Source organism: Solibacillus sp. FSL W7-1464, assembly GCF_038004425.1.
Classification (GTDB): Bacteria; Bacillota; Bacilli; order Bacillales_A; family Planococcaceae; genus Solibacillus.
The window spans coordinates 3,202,973-3,220,545 of sequence record NZ_JBBORC010000001.1 but is presented as its reverse complement, the minus strand read 5'-3'; the positions used below and the strand labels follow the sequence as shown (position 1 = coordinate 3,220,545).

Below are 17,573 nucleotides of genomic sequence, written 5' to 3'. Positions count from 1 at the left end.
GATGAAAATAACAATTTTGGATAACGATATTTCTTTAAAACGCCAACTCGAGCAAGGCAATGAACAGCAGCTGCAAACCGTTCGTGAAGTCATTCAGGATGTGCGTGCAAAAGGTGATGCGGCGATTAAATATTACAGTGAAAAATGGGACGGTTTTGCACCTGAAAATTTACGCGTAGCCGAAAGTGAAATCGTTGAAGCGGTTAAAAACTTTGATCCGCAATTATACGGCGATCTACAGGAAGCGGCAGATAATATTTACCGCTACCATAATGAACAGAAACGTACGGGATTCCAGTTGCCCCTAGAAGACGGGTCGTATTTAGGGCAACGGATTACACCGCTTGATGCAGTCGGATTGTATGTGCCCGGCGGATCTGCAGCCTATCCTTCTTCTGTATTGATGAATGTCATCCCTGCGCAAGTTGCCGGAGTAAAGCGCATTGTCATTACATCACCTGCTGGAAATGACGGGAAGTTGCCGGAAGCTGTACTCGTTGCAGCGCACATTTTAGGTGTGACGGAAATTTACAAAGTAGGCGGTGCACAGGCGATTGCTGCATTAGCGTACGGAACGGAAACGATTGCCCCGGTAGATAAAATTACAGGTCCGGGCAATATATTCGTAGCATTGGCGAAGCGTGAAGTATTCGGTGAAGTAGCGATTGATATGATTGCCGGTCCGTCTGAGATTTGTATTTTAGCGGATGAAAGTGCGTATGCCGATGAAATTGCTGCAGACCTGTTGTCACAGGCAGAGCATGACACATTAGCGTGTGCTGTACTGATTACAACAAGCGATGATTTGGCGGATGCCGTATCAGATCAGGTCGAGATTCAATTATCAAAACTGCCGAGACAGTCGATTGCACGAAAATCGATTGAAAACTTCGGTCATATATACGTAGCGGAATCCATCAAAGATGCGGTACGTGCTGTCAATTCATTGGCACCTGAACATTTGGAAGTCATAACAGAAGATGCTGAAAAGGTTTCGGAAATGATTACACATGCCGGTGCGATATTTATCGGCCGCTATAGCTCGGAGCCGGTTGGGGATTACTTTGCGGGCACGAATCATGTATTACCTACGAACTCAACAGCGCGCTTTGCAAGCGGCTTAAATGTCGATGATTTTATTAAGCGCACGAGCGTTGTTTATTACAGCGAGAAAACATGGCAACAAAATGCGCCGAAGATTGCGCGTCTTGCACGACTTGAAGGGTTGGAAGGACATGCAAGAGCGGTAGAATCGCGCGGCTGGGATAAAGGAGAAGAATAATGACACGTTTTGCAAAAATCGATCGTGATACAAATGAAACAAAAATTAAAGTAGAGCTCAACTTGGACGGTACAGGTCAAGCCGACATTAAAACTGGTGTTGGCTTTATGGACCATATGCTCGATCTATTTATCAAGCACGGACTGTTTGACGGTAAAATACTGGCGGACGGGGACACTTGGATTGATGATCACCATACGACAGAAGATATCGGGATTGTATTAGGACAGGCATTCCGTGAAGCGTTAGGCGATAAAAAAGGAATCAAACGCTACGGTACAGCATTTGTGCCGATGGACGACGCATTAGCACAAGTTGTCGTTGACTGCTCTAACCGTCCGCATTTGGAGTACCGCGTTACACCGGGACTCAATGCGAAAGTAGGAAACTTTGATACAGAGCTAGTCCATGAGTTTCTATGGAAGTTTGCACTGGAAGCACGCATTAACCTGCATGTCATCGTTCCTTACGGGCATAATACACACCATATTATTGAAGCGATTTTTAAAGCAACGGCACGTGCATTGGATGCAGCGGTTGAAATCGATCCACGTGTAAAAGGTGTGCCATCAACAAAGGGGCTGTTAACGTGAAGATCGGTGTAATTGATTATGGAATGGGCAATCTGTTTAGTGTCGAACAGGCACTAAAACGATTGGATGTACAAGTAATTGTTTCAAGCGATATTGAACAGCTGGAAGCGGCAGATGCTTATGTGCTGCCGGGGGTTGGCGCTTTTCCGGATGCGATGAAACGCCTGGATGAAACGGGGCTCATCGATTTCATTCAAACGACGAAAAAGCCGCTCTTAGGTATTTGCCTTGGCATGCAGCTGATGTTTGAAGAAAGCGATGAAGTGGCGCAAACGAAAGGTCTTGGCATTTTCAAAGGACGTATTCAGCGTTTTACCGATGTTACACGCATTCCGCATATGGGCTGGAATGAACTGAAATTAAAGCAGACACCAGCGTGGTTAAATAATGAAGACTTGCCGCAGGAGCGCCATGTCTACTTTGTTCACTCGTACTATGCGAGCGGCATCGATGACATGGAGCTGATCGCCTCAGCTGATTATGAGCACGTTCAAGTACCGGGTATCGTGGCAAAAGATAATTTTACAGGTATGCAGTTCCATCCAGAAAAGTCAGGTCCGTTTGGTGTGTATTTACTGACGGCTTGGACGCAGGGAGTGAAAGAGGGCGTATGTTAACAAAACGAATTATTCCATGTCTTGACGTAAAAGAAGGACGTGTTGTAAAAGGGGTACAGTTTGTAGAATTGCGTGATGCAGGCGATCCTGTAGAGTTAGCTAAGTTTTATGATGAGCAAGGCGCCGATGAGCTTGTATTTCTTGATATTTCCGCTTCGCATGAAGGACGGGAAACGATGGTCGATGTTGTCCGTCAAACGGCGGCAACATTGGCGATTCCGTTTACAGTAGGCGGCGGCATCCGGACAATCGATGATATGAAGCGTATTTTACGTGCGGGTGCCGATAAAGTATCGGTCAACACATCAGCACTGGAACGTCCGCAGCTTATTAAAGAAGGTGCGGATTACTTTGGGGCCCAATGTATCGTTTGTGCGATTGATGCGAGGTACAGCGAAGAAGACGGCACATGGATGGTTTATACACATGGCGGGCGCAATAAAACGACTTGGACAGCAGTCGATTGGGCGAAAGAAGCGGTACGATTAGGTGCCGGAGAAATTCTCCTTACATCGATGAATCAGGACGGCGAAAAATCAGGCTTTGACCTGGAACTAACAAAAGCGGTACGTGATGCAGTAACAGTGCCGGTTATTGCGAGCGGCGGGGCCGGGAATGCCGAACACTTCCGTGAAGTACTGCAGGATGTTGATACAGATGCGGCACTCGCAGCGAGTATTTTCCACTATAAAGAAACGAGCGTAGCAGAAGTGAAAAGCTACTTAAAAGAAAAAGGGGTTCGTGTACGATGAACGTAAAATTTAATGAACAAGGCTTAATTACAGCCGTAGTACAAGATGCACAGTCAAAAGAAGTATTAACAGTAGCGTATATGAACGAAGAATCACTGCAAAAGACGATTGAAACGAATGAAACCTGGTTTTATTCACGTTCTCGTCAGGAGCTTTGGCATAAAGGCGCAACGAGCGGCAACACGCAAAAAGTAGTTTCGATCAAAACAGACTGTGACAAGGATGCGCTTGTCATTGAAGTGATCCCAGCTGGTCCGGCTTGTCATAACGGAACGACTTCATGCTTTACTGAAAGCTTGGTAGAAAACGAACGCCCAGGCTCTGTCGCGATTCTTCCGCAACTTGTAGAAGTGATTAAACAACGTGAAATCGATATGCCTGAAGGGGCGTACACAACGTATTTATTCGATAAAGGAATCGATAAAATCTGTAAAAAAGTCGGCGAAGAGGCTACTGAAGTTGTCATCGGGGCAAAAAACCGCGATGCAGAAGAAGTGAAATGGGAATCGGCAGATCTTCTTTATCACTTATTAGTGTTGCTTCAAGAGCAAAAAGTCGATGTTTATGAAGTGCTGGATGTCCTGCAAAAACGTCATGAAGGAAAGAAACAGTAACGGCCGGAAAATTAACACCGCTTTGTCAGACGTGTTTTTAGTACATATGTGCCGAATATGCTATAATAGTAAGAATTGATTAAGGGACCACACCTGTGCGTTCCTTATTTCTTTGTTTACAAACAAATGACCTGCGTATTTGATGATATAGAATGTACTGAACGGAATGACTCGGAGGAATATTATTGGAAAATAAACGTTTAAAAACAAAAGCTACTAATGTCGTGTCGTTTGTTCCGAATGGTGATTATTATTACAAGAAAGCTTTAAAGGCAATTGAACGAGACGAAATGGACAAAGCATATAAATTTATTAAGCGTGCGGCGGATTTAAGTCCGGATGACGCGCATGTGTTACTACAGTACGGAATACTTGAAATGGAACTGCAAAATTTCGAGCATGCCTATGAGTTGATTCACACAGCCTATAGTTTAGAGCCGAATGAATCCGAAATCATTTTCATGCTGGCGGAAGTGTCGGGCTGTATCGGTCATATTGCGGATGCCCAAAAATACGCAGCACAATATTTAGAAATGGAACCAAACGGCACATATACGGAAGACGCCTCTGAAATATTGGAGTTTGTCGACTATGTGGGCGATGAAATGGATGACATGGACGAATTTGATGGGGCGAAGCATGTGGCACAGGAAAAGGCCCGCCGTCAAATGGAGCAGGGTGATTTCAAGACAGCAATCGAAATGCTGGAGCAACTCATTGAAGAGTATCCAGACCTTTGGAATGCATACAATAATCTGGCGTTAGCCTATTTTTATGTCGGAGACGCGGAACAGGCCCGCGCACTTTTATATCGAGTGCTGCGTGAAAACAAAGGCAATCTTCATGCACTTTGCAACTTGGCCGTATTTGCGTATTACGAAAAAAACAGTGAAGAGCTGAATGAACTGGTCGGTTTATTGAAGAAAATCCAACCGTTCGAATGGGAAAACCGTTACAAGCTCGGTGCAACATTTGCATTGATCGGACAATATGAAGCGGCTTATAAATGGCTGCGCTCTATGAGCAAGAAAGGCTATGACGGAGAGCCTGGCTTCTATTTCTGGCTTGCCCAGTCAGCCTACTTCTCAGGGCATGAAACGATTGCAAAAGAATCATGGAAAATGCTCATTCAGTTGGATCCGTCAAAAGAAGGGATGGAACCGTGGGCAAATGGTGAAGGGTCAATTTTACGGAATTCAGCGGAAAATCATCGTGACTTCATCATACGTCAATTAACAGATGAGCATCAGTCCAGCCGGTTGTTCGGCATGTTCTTATTGAAGCGTTCGGCACATAAGCAGGAGATTGTCGCACACCCTTCTCTTTTGAATGTCTCGGATTTTTCGGCTATCGAAAAGCTGTGCATGGCGTATGCACTGGACTATGATTTCAGTAACGGCAGTAAGGAAGAACAGCAATTCCTGCGTTTTATGGAAGTAGCCGAGCAGATTATTGAAGTAAATGATTCGATTTCATTGGAAGTGGCGCAAGTGTTAAGTACATGGTTTGCGCTTGGGGAAATCGCATTCCAGCAAGGCTATTCGTTTAAAAATCGCGCGGCGCTGGCTGCTGCTGTTGAATATTCATTCCATGTCGCACTGGAAAACAAAGTGACGAAAAAAGCGATTGCGGGCAAATACAATATTTCAACTGCGACGTTAACGAAATACAATGATGAATTGTATGAATTTGTACCGGCGGACTTTGAATAGGCAGTATATTTGTATTTACCCAAGCAATCTTATACGATAAAACTATATAGAAGGTATATGCAAGAGGAGGATCAACATGTCTGAAGAAAAAATTTATGATGTAGTCATTATCGGAGCAGGTCCGGCAGGTATGACGGCTGCGGTATATGCATCACGCGCTAACTTATCAACATTAATGATTGAACGCGGGATTCCCGGCGGACAAATGGCGAATACAGAAGCAGTGGAAAACTACCCTGGTTTCGATACAATTTTAGGGCCTGAGCTATCGACGAAAATGTTCGAGCATGCGAAAAAGTTCGGTGCCGAATATGCTTACGGAGATGTAAATGAAATCATCGACGGGGAAGAGTACAAAATTATCGTTTCAGGTAAAAAACAATATAAAACACGCACAATTATTATTACAACTGGTGCAGAATATAAAAAACTGGGTATTCCCGGCGAAACAGAGCTTGGCGGCCGCGGTGTAAGCTACTGTGCTGTATGTGATGGCGCATTCTTCAAACAAAAGAACCTCATCGTAATCGGCGGGGGCGACTCTGCTGTTGAAGAAGGTGTTTACTTAACACGCTTTGCGGATAAAGTAACAATCGTACACCGTCGCGATAAGCTTCGTGCACAAAAGATCCTACAAGATCGTGCATTTGCCAATGAAAAAGTAGACTTCATCTGGAACTCGACAGTGAAGGAAATTCATGAAGTTGATGGTAAAGTAGGCAAAGTGACGTTAGCTTCTACAGTTGACGGTACAGAAAAAGAAGTGGAAACAGATGGCGTATTCGTATATGTCGGCATGCTTCCATTAACAGCGCCATTTGCTTCCCTGAATATTTTAAACGAAGCAGGCTATATTGTAACAAATGAAAAAATGGAAACATCAATTCCTGGTATTTATGCAGCGGGCGATGTTCGTGAAAAAATGCTGCGTCAAATTGTAACAGCTACAGGCGACGGCAGTATTGCAGCACAGTCGGCTCAACATTACGTGGAAGAAATAAAAGAAAAGATAAATCAATAATTCTTTAACATAAATGTAATCATATCGTTACAAAATAAGGGTATACTAAAAGTGGAATTTGTTTTAACCCCCTTATATTTTTATCCTAAGGTTGTTTCAAGCGGTTTACGCTGAAGCAACCTCTTTTTTTGTGGCTTTCCGGCATAAATGTTGACATTATAAATGAAACGCTTGCTTTTACGGAATGCATAGGACAAGGTATAATAGAAATAAGCTTTAGAAAAACACAATTCGTTTCACATAGCGATATTGTGTCTTTACTTATGTGGATTTTGTGAAATATTATATATTCACAATCCATTAAATGAAAAAGTTGAGGTGTTGTGTATGCAACGAATTACAAATTTACTTGCTATTAAAGATGGTCAAGTCCTATTGCTGCAAAAACCGAGAAGAGGCTGGTTTGTTGCACCAGGTGGAAAAATGGAGCCAGGAGAGTCCATCTATGACTCCGCTATACGCGAATTTCAGGAAGAGACGAATCTGACACCAAAAGACGTTCATTTAAAAGGCGTATATACAATGGTTATCAAAAATGGAGATACTGTTGTCGATGAATGGATGCTGTACACATTTATTGCAACGGATGTCGAAGGAACACCATTTGTCGAAACACGTGAAGGCATTTTAAGCTGGTATGATATTGAGCGATTAAAGGATCTTCCGATGGCAGCAGGTGACCGGACGAATTTATTATTTGCAGCATTAAATAATGGTACGCAATATGGTACATTTGAATATACAGAGGATTTTGAGCTGATCAGCGAAAAAATTCAAAACTCGACGGAACAAAACTAGAGGAGATGAAATAAGTGGCTAGTTCGAGCTGTACACATGAGTTAGTTATTATTACAGGAATGTCAGGGGCGGGCAAAACGGTAGCGGTTCAAAGTTTTGAGGATTTAGGTTATTACTGTGTTGATAATTTACCTCCGGAACTTTTAACTACTTTTTTAGCGCTGATGAAAGGTTCCGAAAAAAAGATTTCACGTATGGCAGTAGTTATGGATTTACGTGGGAGAGAATTTTTTGGCTCATTGATTGAAATGCTCGACGCGCTATTGGACGAAGAAGATATTTTACTCCGTATTTTATTTTTGGAATCCGATGATGCCACATTAGTTCGGCGCTATAAAGAATCACGCCGATCACATCCGCTTGCCCCTCAGGGATTACCGCTGGAAGGGATTGAGTTGGAGCGCGAATTGCTCTCTGAAGTAAAAGGGCGCGCCAAATCGATCGTCAATACTTCCAATTTAAAACCACGCGAATTACGTGAACGTATCGCCCAGGAATTCAGCAATATGAGCAGTCCTACTTTTTCACTGAACATTATGTCGTTTGGATTTAAACATGGGCTGCCGATTGATGCTGATTTAGTATTTGATGTTCGTTTTTTAAAAAATCCTTACTATGTTGAAGAATTGCGACATAAAACTGGGCTACAAACAGAAGTTTCCTCTTACGTACTGGCAACAGAAGAAACGCAACAATTAATTGCCAAACTGACGGACTTGTTCACATTCATGATTCCCCATTACCGTAATGAAGGCAAATCACAGCTTGTCATCGCTTTCGGCTGTACGGGCGGTCAACATCGCTCCGTTACACTTGCTGAATACTTCGGGAAGCTATTGGCAAAAAATGATCAAGTCATCGTTACACATAGAGATATCAATCATAGGAAGGATTGATGAGATGAAAAAAAAGAGAACAAGAATCGTCGTAATTGGCGGGGGGACAGGCCTTTCTACAATTTTACGCGGTTTAAAGCAACATCCTTTTGATATTACGGCCATCGTTACGGTTGCAGATGACGGTGGCTCTTCTGGGCGTCTGCGGGATGACTATGATATCCCGCCGCCAGGAGATGTGCGAAATGTAATTGCCGCACTTTCAGATGTAGAGCCGTTAGTGGAGCAGATGTTTCAATATCGCTTTTCCCAATCAAACGATTTAGGCGGACATTCGCTCGGGAACTTGATGTTGACGGCTTTGACGGAAATTACAGGTGATTTTAACCATGCGATTGCAGAAATGAGCAAAGTGCTGAATGTGCACGGAAAGGTCATTCCGGCAGCGAATAAAAAGGTTACATTACATGCCGAATTAATGGACGGGTCAGATATTATAGGCGAGTCGAAAATTCCATCTGGCCATGCACCGATTAAACGGGTATATTTGGAGCCTAGTAATCTCAAACCATTACCTGCTGCAGTTCATGCGATTGAACGAGCGGATTTTATTTTGATTGGACCAGGAAGCCTTTATACGAGCATTATTCCGAATTTATTAGTTAAAGGAATCGGGCAGGCGGTTATACGTGCTAAAGGTGAAAAGATCTATATTGCAAATTTAATGACACAGCAGGGTGAAACGAGAAGCTTTACTGCCTCACAGCATATTGAGGCAATCCACGCACATGTAGGAGAAGTATTTATCGAATCGGTCCTGATCAATGAAAAGGAGCTGCCTCCTTCGATCTATGAAAATTATCGTGAAGAAAATGCCGAACCTGTAAAGTTTGATATTGAAAGACTGCAAGAAATGGGCATCAATATTATTCCTAAAGAGATTGCGCTTATAGAAAATGGAACAGTACGTCATGATGCGGTAAATCTCGCTGATTGGCTTTGTGAATATACATTACAGAAAAGACAAATGATGCAAGAATAGTAGTACTGAAGAAACACTACATAGGTTGCTGGGAAAGGGGGAGCGAATCCATGTCATTTGCATCTGAAACAAAGAAAGAACTGACGCAGGTAGAAGCCGGTGATAGCAGTTTAAAGGCTGAAGTATCTGCCCTAATACGGATGAACGGTTCATTGAGTTTTGCAAATCGTCAAATAAGCTTGGACGTACAAACAGAAAATGCGGCAATCGCACGTCGGCTTTATACAATTGTAAAAAGACTTTATCCATATAATGTCGAGCTGCTCGTTCGGAAAAAGATGCGTCTTAAAAAGAATAATGTATATATATGCCGTGTCCGGGAAGGCGCGCGGGAAATTCTTGCGGATTTAGAAATTGTCTCTAATTCCTTCGAGTTTAATCATACAATCGCCAAATCAATCATACCGAAAGAAAATGAACGCCGTGCCTATTTACGTGGTGCCTTTTTGGCGGGAGGCTCGGTGAATAATCCGGAAACCTCTTCTTACCATTTGGAAATTTATTCTTTATATAAGGAGCACGGGGAAGCGTTGGCAGAGCTGATGAACCGCTACGATCTAAATGCGAAAACAATCGAACGTAAAAAAGGCTTTGTCACATATTTAAAAGAAGCCGAAAAAATTTCGGATTTTATGAATTTAGTCGGTGCCGTGCAGGCAATGCTGAAGTTTGAGGATGTACGGATTATAAGAGATATGCGCAACAGTGTAAATCGTATCGTAAACTGTGAAACAGCCAACTTAAATAAAACAATTGGCGCTGCATTGAGGCAAGTGGAAAATATCCGCTATATCGATAATGCAATGGGCCTTGATCAGCTGCCGGAAAAACTGCGGGAAATTGCACGTCTCCGTGTGGAATATCAGGATGTGACGTTAAAAGAGCTTGGCGAAATGGTTTCGACTGGCGTTGTCAGCAAATCAGGCGTCAATCACCGTTTGCGCAAAATCGATGAAATCGCGGATGCGCTTCGCCGTGGAGAGAATATTTAAAGCCACTTAAGCATAAGGGTAAGTATTCCGTAGTGTAATAGAGAAAATTGGTAACGATTTCATAAAAGATGTTTCCAATTGTTGTTCTTTTCGGATAATTTCGATAAGATGAACTTAGAAGCGATGAACGGTTGTGAAAGGGAGTATTTCAACATGATTGAAAAACAAGTAGAAGTTAAATTAAAATCGGGCTTACAAGCAAGACAGGCAGCTTTGTTCGTCCAAGAGGCGAATCGTTATAAAGCAGATGTCTATTTACAAAAAGATACGAAAAAAGTGAATGCAAAGTCGATCATGGGCATTATGAGCCTTGCCGTTGCAAAAGGCACGGTTGTCACATTATGGGCAGACGGCCATGACGAAGAAAAAGCAATCAACGCACTACAACTTCTAATTGAAAAAGCGGATTAAAGCAAAAGGATAAAGCGCCCGTTCAACTCCTCAAACCATTGGAGGGCCCGATGCAAAAGTAAACGCTCCACCACTTTTGCATGAGGGACCGAAAGGGTGCAAGGAGTTGGTGCTTTATTCTGGACGTGGACAAACATATTATTTAAGCAATAAATATAACGCGATAATGAATTTTATTTGCAAGACAAAAGCACAGCTGTTCAGTATATGAACGGCTGTGCTTATTTTTTGAACACAAAAAAGCATACAAGACGAATCTTGTATGCTTGGATGGATCGATTATTTTAATTGGTTACGCTCATAAATTTTATCGATAAGACCGTACTCTAATGCTTGCTGTGCAGACATGAAGTTGTCACGATCTGTGTCGCGTGCTAACGTTTCGTAATCTTGGCCACTGTTTTCTGCCATGATGCGGTTTAATTTTTCACGTAAGTGTAAAATACGTTTTGCAGCGATTTCGATTTCTGTTGCCTGACCTTGTGCTCCGCCAAGTGGTTGGTGGATCATCACTTCTGCGTTTGGTAATGCAACACGCTTGCCTTTTGCACCAGCAGAAAGCAGGAATGCACCCATTGAAGCAGCCATACCGATACAGATAGTTGATACATCAGGTTTGATGAAGTTCATCGTATCGTAGATTGCCATACCTGAAGTGATAGAGCCGCCTGGTGAGTTAATGTATAGGTAGATATCTTTATCTGGATCTTCAGCTTCTAAAAATAATAGCTGTGCTACGATTGAGTTCGCAACATTATCGTCAATCCCACTACCTAATAAAATGATGCGGTCTTTAAGTAAACGTGAATAAATGTCATATGCACGTTCGCCGCGGTTTGTTTGTTCAATAACTGTAGGAATTAAGTTCATTGAAAAATCCTCCCTTTGTTAAAGCTTATATTCGATAACTTTTGCTGAAATTGACAAATATTTCAGCTGTAAACCTATCATACACGTATTAGTCAGTTATGGTCAAATATAAACTCTGATTTTTACAGTTGAAAATAAGGGGTTCCATCTGTATAATGAAAAAAGTTGCTCATATACTTATTTATATGTCCTCGTGGTGTAATGGATAACACTTCAGATTCCGGTTCTGAGGCTGGGGGTTCGATTCCCTCCGAGGGCGCTTTCTTTTTAAAGATTATTATTGGTCAACATGAAGTTAAAATAATCTTTCTCTTCCATTTTTCTACAGTTTATTTTTGACGCTACACTATAAGTTTCCGAATCCAATCTAATTTAAACGCTCTTCAATTAAAAAATTAAATTTGTTTATAAAAAAGCACATTTCCTACTTGTAATATATGATGAAAATTAGTACATTATTAAATGTTGTGTTTTCACAATAGTAGCTAGGTATACTATATTATCATGTCCTCTAGAGGGCACCATTTTACTGTTTTAATATACGTTTCAATATCAATTGCAAAAAATCATCTGAGGTTTTTTTGCAGTAGAGAATGAAGTTTTAGTAGGATAGAAGGAATCACTGTACCGGTTCTTTTTATCCTTCATTCGTTCTCTGACTAAATAATATTTCCAAGGCTGTATGAGAGGGAGTTCCTCTTGTGCAGTCTTTTTTTTTTAGTAAAAATTCTTTAGTTAATTAACATATATTATAAAAAACAGGGAATATATGTAATGGAATGGGCGCCTTTTTAAGAGGGGGATACAAAAATGAAATAACAATTAAGTGAATAAATATTAAATTATATGCAAATATACCGTTAATTTTGTTATATTAATTCATCATACTGCAATAATAATCAATTTTTTAAAAATTAAATGTTGTATATTAATTGTGGAATTAATATAATTGAACATGTTATTAATAAAAAAACTACTACATCCAGGAGGATATTCATAATGAGTACTAGAAAACTATTTAAATGGGCAGCACCTTTAGCAGCAGCTTCTATGATTTTAACAGCGTGTGGAGCGGACGAATCTTCATCAACAGGTGATAAAGAATATAAGAAAATTGTTGCAGGTACGGAAGCTACATATGCACCATTCGAATACTTAGATGATAAAGGTAATGTTGTCGGGTTGGATTCAGAGATTTTAGCAGCGATCGGCGAAGAAATGGGGATTGAAACAGAAGTAAAGAATGTAGGCTGGGATTCAATGATGAGCCAAGTAACAACTGGTGAAGTGGATATGGGTGCAGCGGCTATTACAATTACAGATGAGCGTAAAGAATCATATGACTTTACAGATCCTTACTATGAAGCGACTTTATTGATCGTGACAAAAGAAGGTTCGACAGTGGCATCATTAGAAGATATTAAAGACAAAAAAATCGCGGTACAGATTAATACGACAGGACATATCGCCGCACAGGAACTGCAAGGTGTTGCAAGCTCGAAGATTTTAGCTTATGAAAACTTCTCTGTTGCATTAACAGAAGTGCTTACAGGCGCTGCGGATGCTGCTATCGGTGATAACGCAGTAATTCTGGATTACCTTGAAAACAATCCTGATTCAGGCTTAAAAGCGGTCGAAGATACTTCATTTGAAAAAGACTACTTCGGCTTTATGGTGAAAAAGGGCAACAAAGAGCTATTGGACATTTTAAATGAAGGTCTTCAAAAAATTAAAGACAACGGCAAGTTAGCTGAAATTACAGGTACGGAAATCGAATAAGCTACATTTTAATTTATTGGAGGGTTTCAGATGGATTTTTTTGATTTTTTCCGTTGGGATATAATCTGGAACTACCGTGAACTATATGCAAAAGGACTTTGGGCGACTATTGTTTTAACAGCATGTGGTTATATTGGTGGTATTATATTCGGTCTGGTTTTAGGATTAGGCCAAGTTTCAACAAAAAAATGGATTTACTGGCCGGCTAAAATATATGTCGACGTATTCCGTGGTACGCCAATGCTCGTACAATTATTATTAATTCACTTAGCTGTTATTCCGACTATTTTTGGAACATCACAAGGTTGGTGGGTATCGGGTATTGTCGGCCTGATTTTAAACAGTGCCGCATACAATGCAGAAATTTTCCGTGCGGGGATCCAGTCGATCGACAAAGGGCAAATGGAAGCTGCAAGGTCTTTAGGTTTAACACAGGGACAGGCGATGCGCAAAGTTATTTTACCTCAGGCGTTTCGTCGTATGATTCCACCTTTAGGGAATGAATTTATCGCACTGTTAAAAGATTCTTCACTTGTAACGGTAATCGCCGGAGCCGAAATTTTATACGTAAGTAAAGTTGTAGCCGGAACGTATCAGCGTTTCTGGGAGCCGTATTTATTCGCGGCGTTCCTATACCTTGTATTGACGTATGCTGTAACGAAGCTCATTGCATTTATCGAAAAACGAGTTGATATCAATTACAACCCACGTAAGAAAAAGGAGCGCGCGTAAATGATTAAAGTAGAAAACTTACACAAGCATTTTGGCAAGCTCGAAGTGTTAAAAGGGATCGATTATGAAGTGCGTGAAAAAGAGGTAGTTTGTGTTATCGGGCCATCAGGTTCCGGGAAATCAACGTTTCTTCGCTGCATGAACTTGCTGGAAGAAGTAACGGATGGTGCAATCTATATTGAAGGTACTAAAATTAATGATCCGAAAACAAATATTAACGAGATCCGTACAGAAGTAGGAATGGTGTTTCAGCAGTTCAACTTATTCCCGCATATGTCGGTCATTGATAATATTACGATGGCTCCAATGCAAATTCGCCAACTGAACAAAGCCGTTGCCGAAAAACTGGCACTGGAGCTATTGGATAAGGTCGGTTTGCGTGAAAAAGCATATAACTATCCGCAGCAGTTATCAGGCGGTCAGCAGCAGCGTGTAGCGATTGCCCGCGCGTTGGCGATGAAGCCGAAAGTGATGCTGTTCGACGAACCAACGTCAGCCCTTGACCCGGAAATGGTGAAAGAAGTTCTGGAAGTAATGAAGAACCTTGCAAAAGAAGGGATGACAATGGTTGTCGTAACACATGAAATGGGCTTCGCACGTGAAGTAGGCGACCGTGTACTGTTTATGGATGGCGGCTATATCGTAGAACAAGGCCACCCGGATGAAGTATTCGGCAACCCGCAAAATGAACGTACAAAAGCCTTTTTAGGAAAAGTTCTATAAGAGCAGGGAAACTATCTTCTATTATGATGAGTAGTAGAAGATAGTTTTTTGCTTCTTACTAATTGGAGTAGAATGCAAATAGATTTAAAACGCGTTGATTGGAATGCAGAGGAGCCGTGCCCGCGGAAAGCGTCCGACCCGAAATGGAAATCAACCCTATATGAGCCGTGAAGATTTTAGTAGCATAAATTGTTTAGGGATTTTTATATCATAAACTATCAGAAGATTTAGAATTGCATATTGTGTGACTCTGCTAAAAAATGTATAATCTTAACAAAAATAGAGGGGGCTTTATAATGCTCAAAACAAAGAAACTTTTAACAACGATGCTGCTAATGGCATTAACGATCATTTTAGCCGCATGCGGTGCGGCAGACGACGAAACTTCAGGAAGTGCAACATCCGGAGAAGGTGGCGGTAAAAAGCTATTAGTCGGAACAGAAGCAACATTTGCCCCATTTGAATCGATGAATGACAAAGGTGAGATTGTCGGAATCGATGTTGATATTATGAATGCAATCGGTGAAGAAATCGGTTCGGAAATTGAATTCCGAAATGTAGGCTGGGAGCCGGTATTCCAACAAATTACGAACGGTGAACTGGATTTAGGTGCATCAGGCATTACAATTACAGATGAGCGTAAAGAAACGTATGACTTCACAGATCCATATTATGAAGCGTCATTGATGATTGTTGTGAAAGAAGATTCAACAATTGAAACATTGGATGAGTTAAAAGATCAGAAAATCTCTGTTCAAATTAATACGACAGGCCATATTGCAGCCCAAAACCTGCAAGGGAAATCAAGTTCAAAAATTTTAGCTTATGAAAATCAGCCAGTTGCATTCCAGGAAGTAATCAATGGTGCAACAGTCGCGGCGTTTGGCGATAATGCCGTAGTAATCGAGTACTTAAAGAACAATCCGAATTCAGGGCTAAAAGCGATTGAGTCAGATCAGTTCGAGAAAGAGTATTACGGCTTCATGGTGAAAAAGGGGAACAAGGAGTTAGTGGACCGTTTAAATGAAGGCCTGGCAAAAATTAAAGAAAACGGTAAATTAGAAGAAATTACAGGTCAGAAGATTGATTAATTAATTGAAAACACAGGCATGGAACCTTTTGAAAAGGAATTCATGCCTGTGTTTTAGTTTATATTAGAAAGTTCTTTAACCGAATTGCTCGAGAGAATAAATTTGCGTCCCTCCCCATTTTTGTTGAGGGGTTTTTGTATTGATTTAAACATTGCTGGAAAATTGCGTCACAATATCGTTTGTCGTATCCGTATGCATAGCAGGCATCGTGGTTCAGACAGCAATTATCGACTGCATTCGTTGGTGCACCAGGTCCAGTGCATCCCGGTCCACAGTAGCGGTAGCCAGGGAAGCAGAACCCCATTGCAGGACGTCTCATCATCCCACCTCCTTTTAGTAGGTACCATATAGTATGTTCACCTAATAAGAAGAGGAGGGCAAAACTATTGATTTCATCATAAAAACCTTTACTTTACACTAGCAGACTTTACGGGTGAAACTGAAGATTCGGCTACTTTCAATACCGCATTCAGAAGGACATCCGCGCCTTTTGAACATTCTTCATAGGATGTATATTCATCTTCGCGGTGGCTATAGCCTTTCTCGCTTGGAACGAAAATCATGGTTGAAGGAATGTATCCGGCGATAAATTGAGCATCGTGGCCGGCACCGCTGAACATATGATGGCGTGAATAGCCCAGTTCCTCTGTGCTTGCTGCAACGGCATGAACAACTTCCGGTGCGAAATACACCGTATCCCGGCTCCATAGCTTTTCATAGCTCAACTCGCAATTTTCGATTTCTTTTGGCAGATCAGAAATAATTTGCTCCACTTGCTGAATGACTGCCGGGTCCTGGTGGCGGGATTCCAGCGAGAATGTTACGTTACTCGGAATGACCGTATGAATATTCGGATAGGCATTGATGCGCCCGATTGTATAAACAAGATCTTCAGGAAGCTGTTTTAGTTTATTTTGCAGAATTGAAATGATTTGCATCGCGGCGAACATACTGTCTTTCCGCATGGAAATAGGGGTAGTGCCCGCATGGTTCGATTCGCCGGTTAATGTGATGTCATAGCATACCATGCCAAGGACGCCTTCCACGACACCGATCTCTTTTTTGTAATGTTCCAGCACGGGACCTTGTTCGATATGAAGCTCCAAATAGGCATGTGCCTCTGTCAGACGGTTTGCAACGTCGCCTTCATAGCCGCTTTCTTTCAAGGCTTGTTCAAATGTTACCCCTTCACGATCAGTTGAAGCGAGCATCTTTTCCTTTTCGAATTTCCCTGAAAGAACACCTGAAGCCATTAAAGACGGTTCAAAACGTGCACCTTCTTCATTTGTGAAGTTTACAATCGTGATAGGGTGATTCAGTTCGAGTTTTTCATCGATAATCGTTTGGACAGCTTCCAGTGCAGTTAAAACACCTAGCACTCCATCGAAGCGTCCGCCTTTAATGACTGAATCCAAGTGTGAGCCGATGACAATCGGTAAATTATCGGAGTTGGAAGGAAGTGTTGCGTACATAGTGCCCATATCATCAACTGTTACGACCATACCAAGCTGTTCGCAAATTTCCTTGAATTTGTTGCGCGCAAGAATATCTTCGGGAGATAGGCTTAAACGTGTGACACCATTATTTTCTGTTGCCCCAAATTTGCTGAATAAATCAATCGTGTTTTGAAGTCTTTCGCGATTTGTTTTTAACATAAAGGTCCCCCTTAAATTCAATAATATATAAACATTAGCACTAGCATATAACA

At 41.6% G+C, this 17,573-nt stretch carries 19 protein-coding genes and 1 tRNA gene; 17 read left to right on the top strand and 3 right to left on the bottom strand.

Features of this window, described 5'->3' with window-relative positions:
• The first annotated feature begins 1 nt into the window (after position 1).
• From hisD to MKZ25_RS15995, 12 genes are all read left to right on the top strand, one after another.
• Complete coding sequence (gene hisD, locus MKZ25_RS16050; protein WP_340802355.1) at positions 2-1,282, top strand: histidinol dehydrogenase; 1,281 nt, start codon at positions 2-4, stop codon at positions 1,280-1,282.
• Positions 1,282-1,875: an imidazoleglycerol-phosphate dehydratase HisB gene (gene hisB, locus MKZ25_RS16045; RefSeq protein WP_340802354.1), complete on the top strand. Its 594-nt coding sequence runs from the start codon at positions 1,282-1,284 to the stop codon at positions 1,873-1,875. The genes hisD and hisB overlap by 1 nt, the downstream gene beginning before the upstream one ends.
• A complete protein-coding gene (gene hisH / locus MKZ25_RS16040; protein WP_340802353.1) occupies positions 1,872-2,492 on the top strand; it encodes an imidazole glycerol phosphate synthase subunit HisH in 621 nt (206 codons plus the stop codon). Before hisB ends, hisH begins: the two co-directional genes overlap by 4 nt.
• The gene (gene hisF / locus MKZ25_RS16035; protein WP_340802352.1) at positions 2,486-3,244 is read left to right on the top strand and encodes an imidazole glycerol phosphate synthase subunit HisF; all 759 of its coding nucleotides are present in this window, start codon (positions 2,486-2,488) and stop codon (positions 3,242-3,244) included. The genes hisH and hisF overlap by 7 nt, the downstream gene beginning before the upstream one ends.
• Positions 3,241-3,858, top strand: a complete 618-nt coding sequence (gene hisIE / locus MKZ25_RS16030; protein ID WP_079524440.1) for a bifunctional phosphoribosyl-AMP cyclohydrolase/phosphoribosyl-ATP diphosphatase HisIE — start codon at positions 3,241-3,243, stop codon at positions 3,856-3,858. Before hisF ends, hisIE begins: the two co-directional genes overlap by 4 nt.
• Before the next feature lie 185 nt (positions 3,859-4,043).
• On the top strand, positions 4,044-5,570 hold the full coding sequence (locus MKZ25_RS16025; RefSeq protein ID WP_340802350.1) for a tetratricopeptide repeat protein: 1,527 nt from the start codon (positions 4,044-4,046) through the stop codon (positions 5,568-5,570).
• A gap of 76 nt (positions 5,571-5,646) precedes the next feature.
• Entirely contained in the window at positions 5,647-6,591 is a 945-nt protein-coding gene (gene trxB / locus MKZ25_RS16020; protein ID WP_340802349.1) for a thioredoxin-disulfide reductase, read from the top strand.
• Positions 6,592-6,918: 327 nt separating this feature from the next.
• The gene (locus MKZ25_RS16015; protein ID WP_340802347.1) at positions 6,919-7,389 is read left to right on the top strand and encodes an 8-oxo-dGTP diphosphatase; all 471 of its coding nucleotides are present in this window, start codon (positions 6,919-6,921) and stop codon (positions 7,387-7,389) included.
• Between the two features lie 14 nt (positions 7,390-7,403).
• Positions 7,404-8,285 carry an RNase adapter RapZ gene (gene rapZ, locus MKZ25_RS16010; RefSeq protein ID WP_340802345.1) on the top strand — a complete coding sequence of 294 codons (882 nt, stop codon included), beginning with the start codon at positions 7,404-7,406 and terminating at the stop codon, positions 8,283-8,285.
• A 4-nt stretch (positions 8,286-8,289) separates the two neighbouring features.
• Positions 8,290-9,267, top strand: coding sequence for a gluconeogenesis factor YvcK family protein (locus tag MKZ25_RS16005; protein WP_340802344.1), 978 nt, complete (start codon positions 8,290-8,292; stop codon positions 9,265-9,267).
• Between the two features lie 50 nt (positions 9,268-9,317).
• The gene (whiA, locus tag MKZ25_RS16000; protein WP_340802342.1) at positions 9,318-10,259 is read left to right on the top strand and encodes a DNA-binding protein WhiA; all 942 of its coding nucleotides are present in this window, start codon (positions 9,318-9,320) and stop codon (positions 10,257-10,259) included.
• A 153-nt stretch (positions 10,260-10,412) separates the two neighbouring features.
• A complete protein-coding gene (locus MKZ25_RS15995; protein ID WP_008406398.1) occupies positions 10,413-10,670 on the top strand; it encodes an HPr family phosphocarrier protein in 258 nt (85 codons plus the stop codon).
• Positions 10,671-10,949: 279 nt separating this feature from the next.
• On the opposite strand, the gene clpP is transcribed toward MKZ25_RS15995, so the two are convergent.
• Positions 10,950-11,540, bottom strand: coding sequence for an ATP-dependent Clp endopeptidase proteolytic subunit ClpP (gene clpP, locus MKZ25_RS15990; protein ID WP_251690323.1), 591 nt, complete (start codon positions 11,538-11,540; stop codon positions 10,950-10,952).
• 187 nt (positions 11,541-11,727) lie between these two features.
• Here clpP and MKZ25_RS15985 point away from each other — a divergent pair.
• The 5 genes from MKZ25_RS15985 to MKZ25_RS15965 all read left to right on the top strand — a co-directional run bounded on the left by MKZ25_RS15985 (position 11,728) and on the right by MKZ25_RS15965 (position 15,865).
• Positions 11,728-11,799, top strand: a tRNA-Arg gene (locus tag MKZ25_RS15985).
• Positions 11,800-12,539: 740 nt separating this feature from the next.
• Entirely contained in the window at positions 12,540-13,319 is a 780-nt protein-coding gene (locus MKZ25_RS15980) for a basic amino acid ABC transporter substrate-binding protein (protein ID WP_079524431.1), read from the top strand.
• 30 nt (positions 13,320-13,349) lie between these two features.
• A complete protein-coding gene (locus MKZ25_RS15975; protein WP_008406394.1) occupies positions 13,350-14,051 on the top strand; it encodes an amino acid ABC transporter permease in 702 nt (233 codons plus the stop codon).
• On the top strand, positions 14,052-14,774 hold the full coding sequence (locus MKZ25_RS15970; protein ID WP_340802340.1) for an amino acid ABC transporter ATP-binding protein: 723 nt from the start codon (positions 14,052-14,054) through the stop codon (positions 14,772-14,774).
• 296 nt (positions 14,775-15,070) lie between these two features.
• Entirely contained in the window at positions 15,071-15,865 is a 795-nt protein-coding gene (locus MKZ25_RS15965) for a basic amino acid ABC transporter substrate-binding protein (protein WP_340802339.1), read from the top strand.
• Positions 15,866-15,923: 58 nt separating this feature from the next.
• Here MKZ25_RS15965 and MKZ25_RS15960 read toward each other — a convergent pair whose 3' ends face one another.
• Positions 15,924-16,184, bottom strand: coding sequence for a Parvovirus coat protein VP1-like protein (locus tag MKZ25_RS15960; RefSeq protein ID WP_340802338.1), 261 nt, complete (start codon positions 16,182-16,184; stop codon positions 15,924-15,926).
• 88 nt (positions 16,185-16,272) lie between these two features.
• Positions 16,273-17,520 carry a Zn-dependent hydrolase gene (locus MKZ25_RS15955; RefSeq protein ID WP_340802337.1) on the bottom strand — a complete coding sequence of 416 codons (1,248 nt, stop codon included), beginning with the start codon at positions 17,518-17,520 and terminating at the stop codon, positions 16,273-16,275.
• Positions 17,521-17,573: the final 53 nt, after the last annotated feature.

What these genes read in the sequence shown, in the direction of transcription:
- hisB (WP_340802354.1), top strand. Translation starts at nt 1,282, where the DNA reads ATGACACGTTTTGCAAAAATCGATCGTGATACAAATGAAACAAAAATT.
- MKZ25_RS15965 (WP_340802339.1), top strand. Translation starts at nt 15,071, where the DNA reads ATGCTCAAAACAAAGAAACTTTTAACAACGATGCTGCTAATGGCATTA.
- hisIE (WP_079524440.1), top strand. Translation starts at nt 3,241, where the DNA reads ATGAACGTAAAATTTAATGAACAAGGCTTAATTACAGCCGTAGTACAA.
- MKZ25_RS15960 (WP_340802338.1), bottom strand. Translation starts at nt 16,184, where the DNA reads ATGAGACGTCCTGCAATGGGGTTCTGCTTCCCTGGCTACCGCTACTGT.
- MKZ25_RS15995 (WP_008406398.1), top strand. Translation starts at nt 10,413, where the DNA reads ATGATTGAAAAACAAGTAGAAGTTAAATTAAAATCGGGCTTACAAGCA.
- trxB (WP_340802349.1), top strand. Translation starts at nt 5,647, where the DNA reads ATGTCTGAAGAAAAAATTTATGATGTAGTCATTATCGGAGCAGGTCCG.
- MKZ25_RS16005 (WP_340802344.1), top strand. Translation starts at nt 8,290, where the DNA reads ATGAAAAAAAAGAGAACAAGAATCGTCGTAATTGGCGGGGGGACAGGC.
- MKZ25_RS15975 (WP_008406394.1), top strand. Translation starts at nt 13,350, where the DNA reads ATGGATTTTTTTGATTTTTTCCGTTGGGATATAATCTGGAACTACCGT.
- MKZ25_RS16015 (WP_340802347.1), top strand. Translation starts at nt 6,919, where the DNA reads ATGCAACGAATTACAAATTTACTTGCTATTAAAGATGGTCAAGTCCTA.
- hisF (WP_340802352.1), top strand. Translation starts at nt 2,486, where the DNA reads ATGTTAACAAAACGAATTATTCCATGTCTTGACGTAAAAGAAGGACGT.
- MKZ25_RS15955 (WP_340802337.1), bottom strand. Translation starts at nt 17,520, where the DNA reads ATGTTAAAAACAAATCGCGAAAGACTTCAAAACACGATTGATTTATTC.
- whiA (WP_340802342.1), top strand. Translation starts at nt 9,318, where the DNA reads ATGTCATTTGCATCTGAAACAAAGAAAGAACTGACGCAGGTAGAAGCC.
- MKZ25_RS15970 (WP_340802340.1), top strand. Translation starts at nt 14,052, where the DNA reads ATGATTAAAGTAGAAAACTTACACAAGCATTTTGGCAAGCTCGAAGTG.
- MKZ25_RS15980 (WP_079524431.1), top strand. Translation starts at nt 12,540, where the DNA reads ATGAGTACTAGAAAACTATTTAAATGGGCAGCACCTTTAGCAGCAGCT.
- hisD (WP_340802355.1), top strand. Translation starts at nt 2, where the DNA reads ATGAAAATAACAATTTTGGATAACGATATTTCTTTAAAACGCCAACTC.
- clpP (WP_251690323.1), bottom strand. Translation starts at nt 11,540, where the DNA reads ATGAACTTAATTCCTACAGTTATTGAACAAACAAACCGCGGCGAACGT.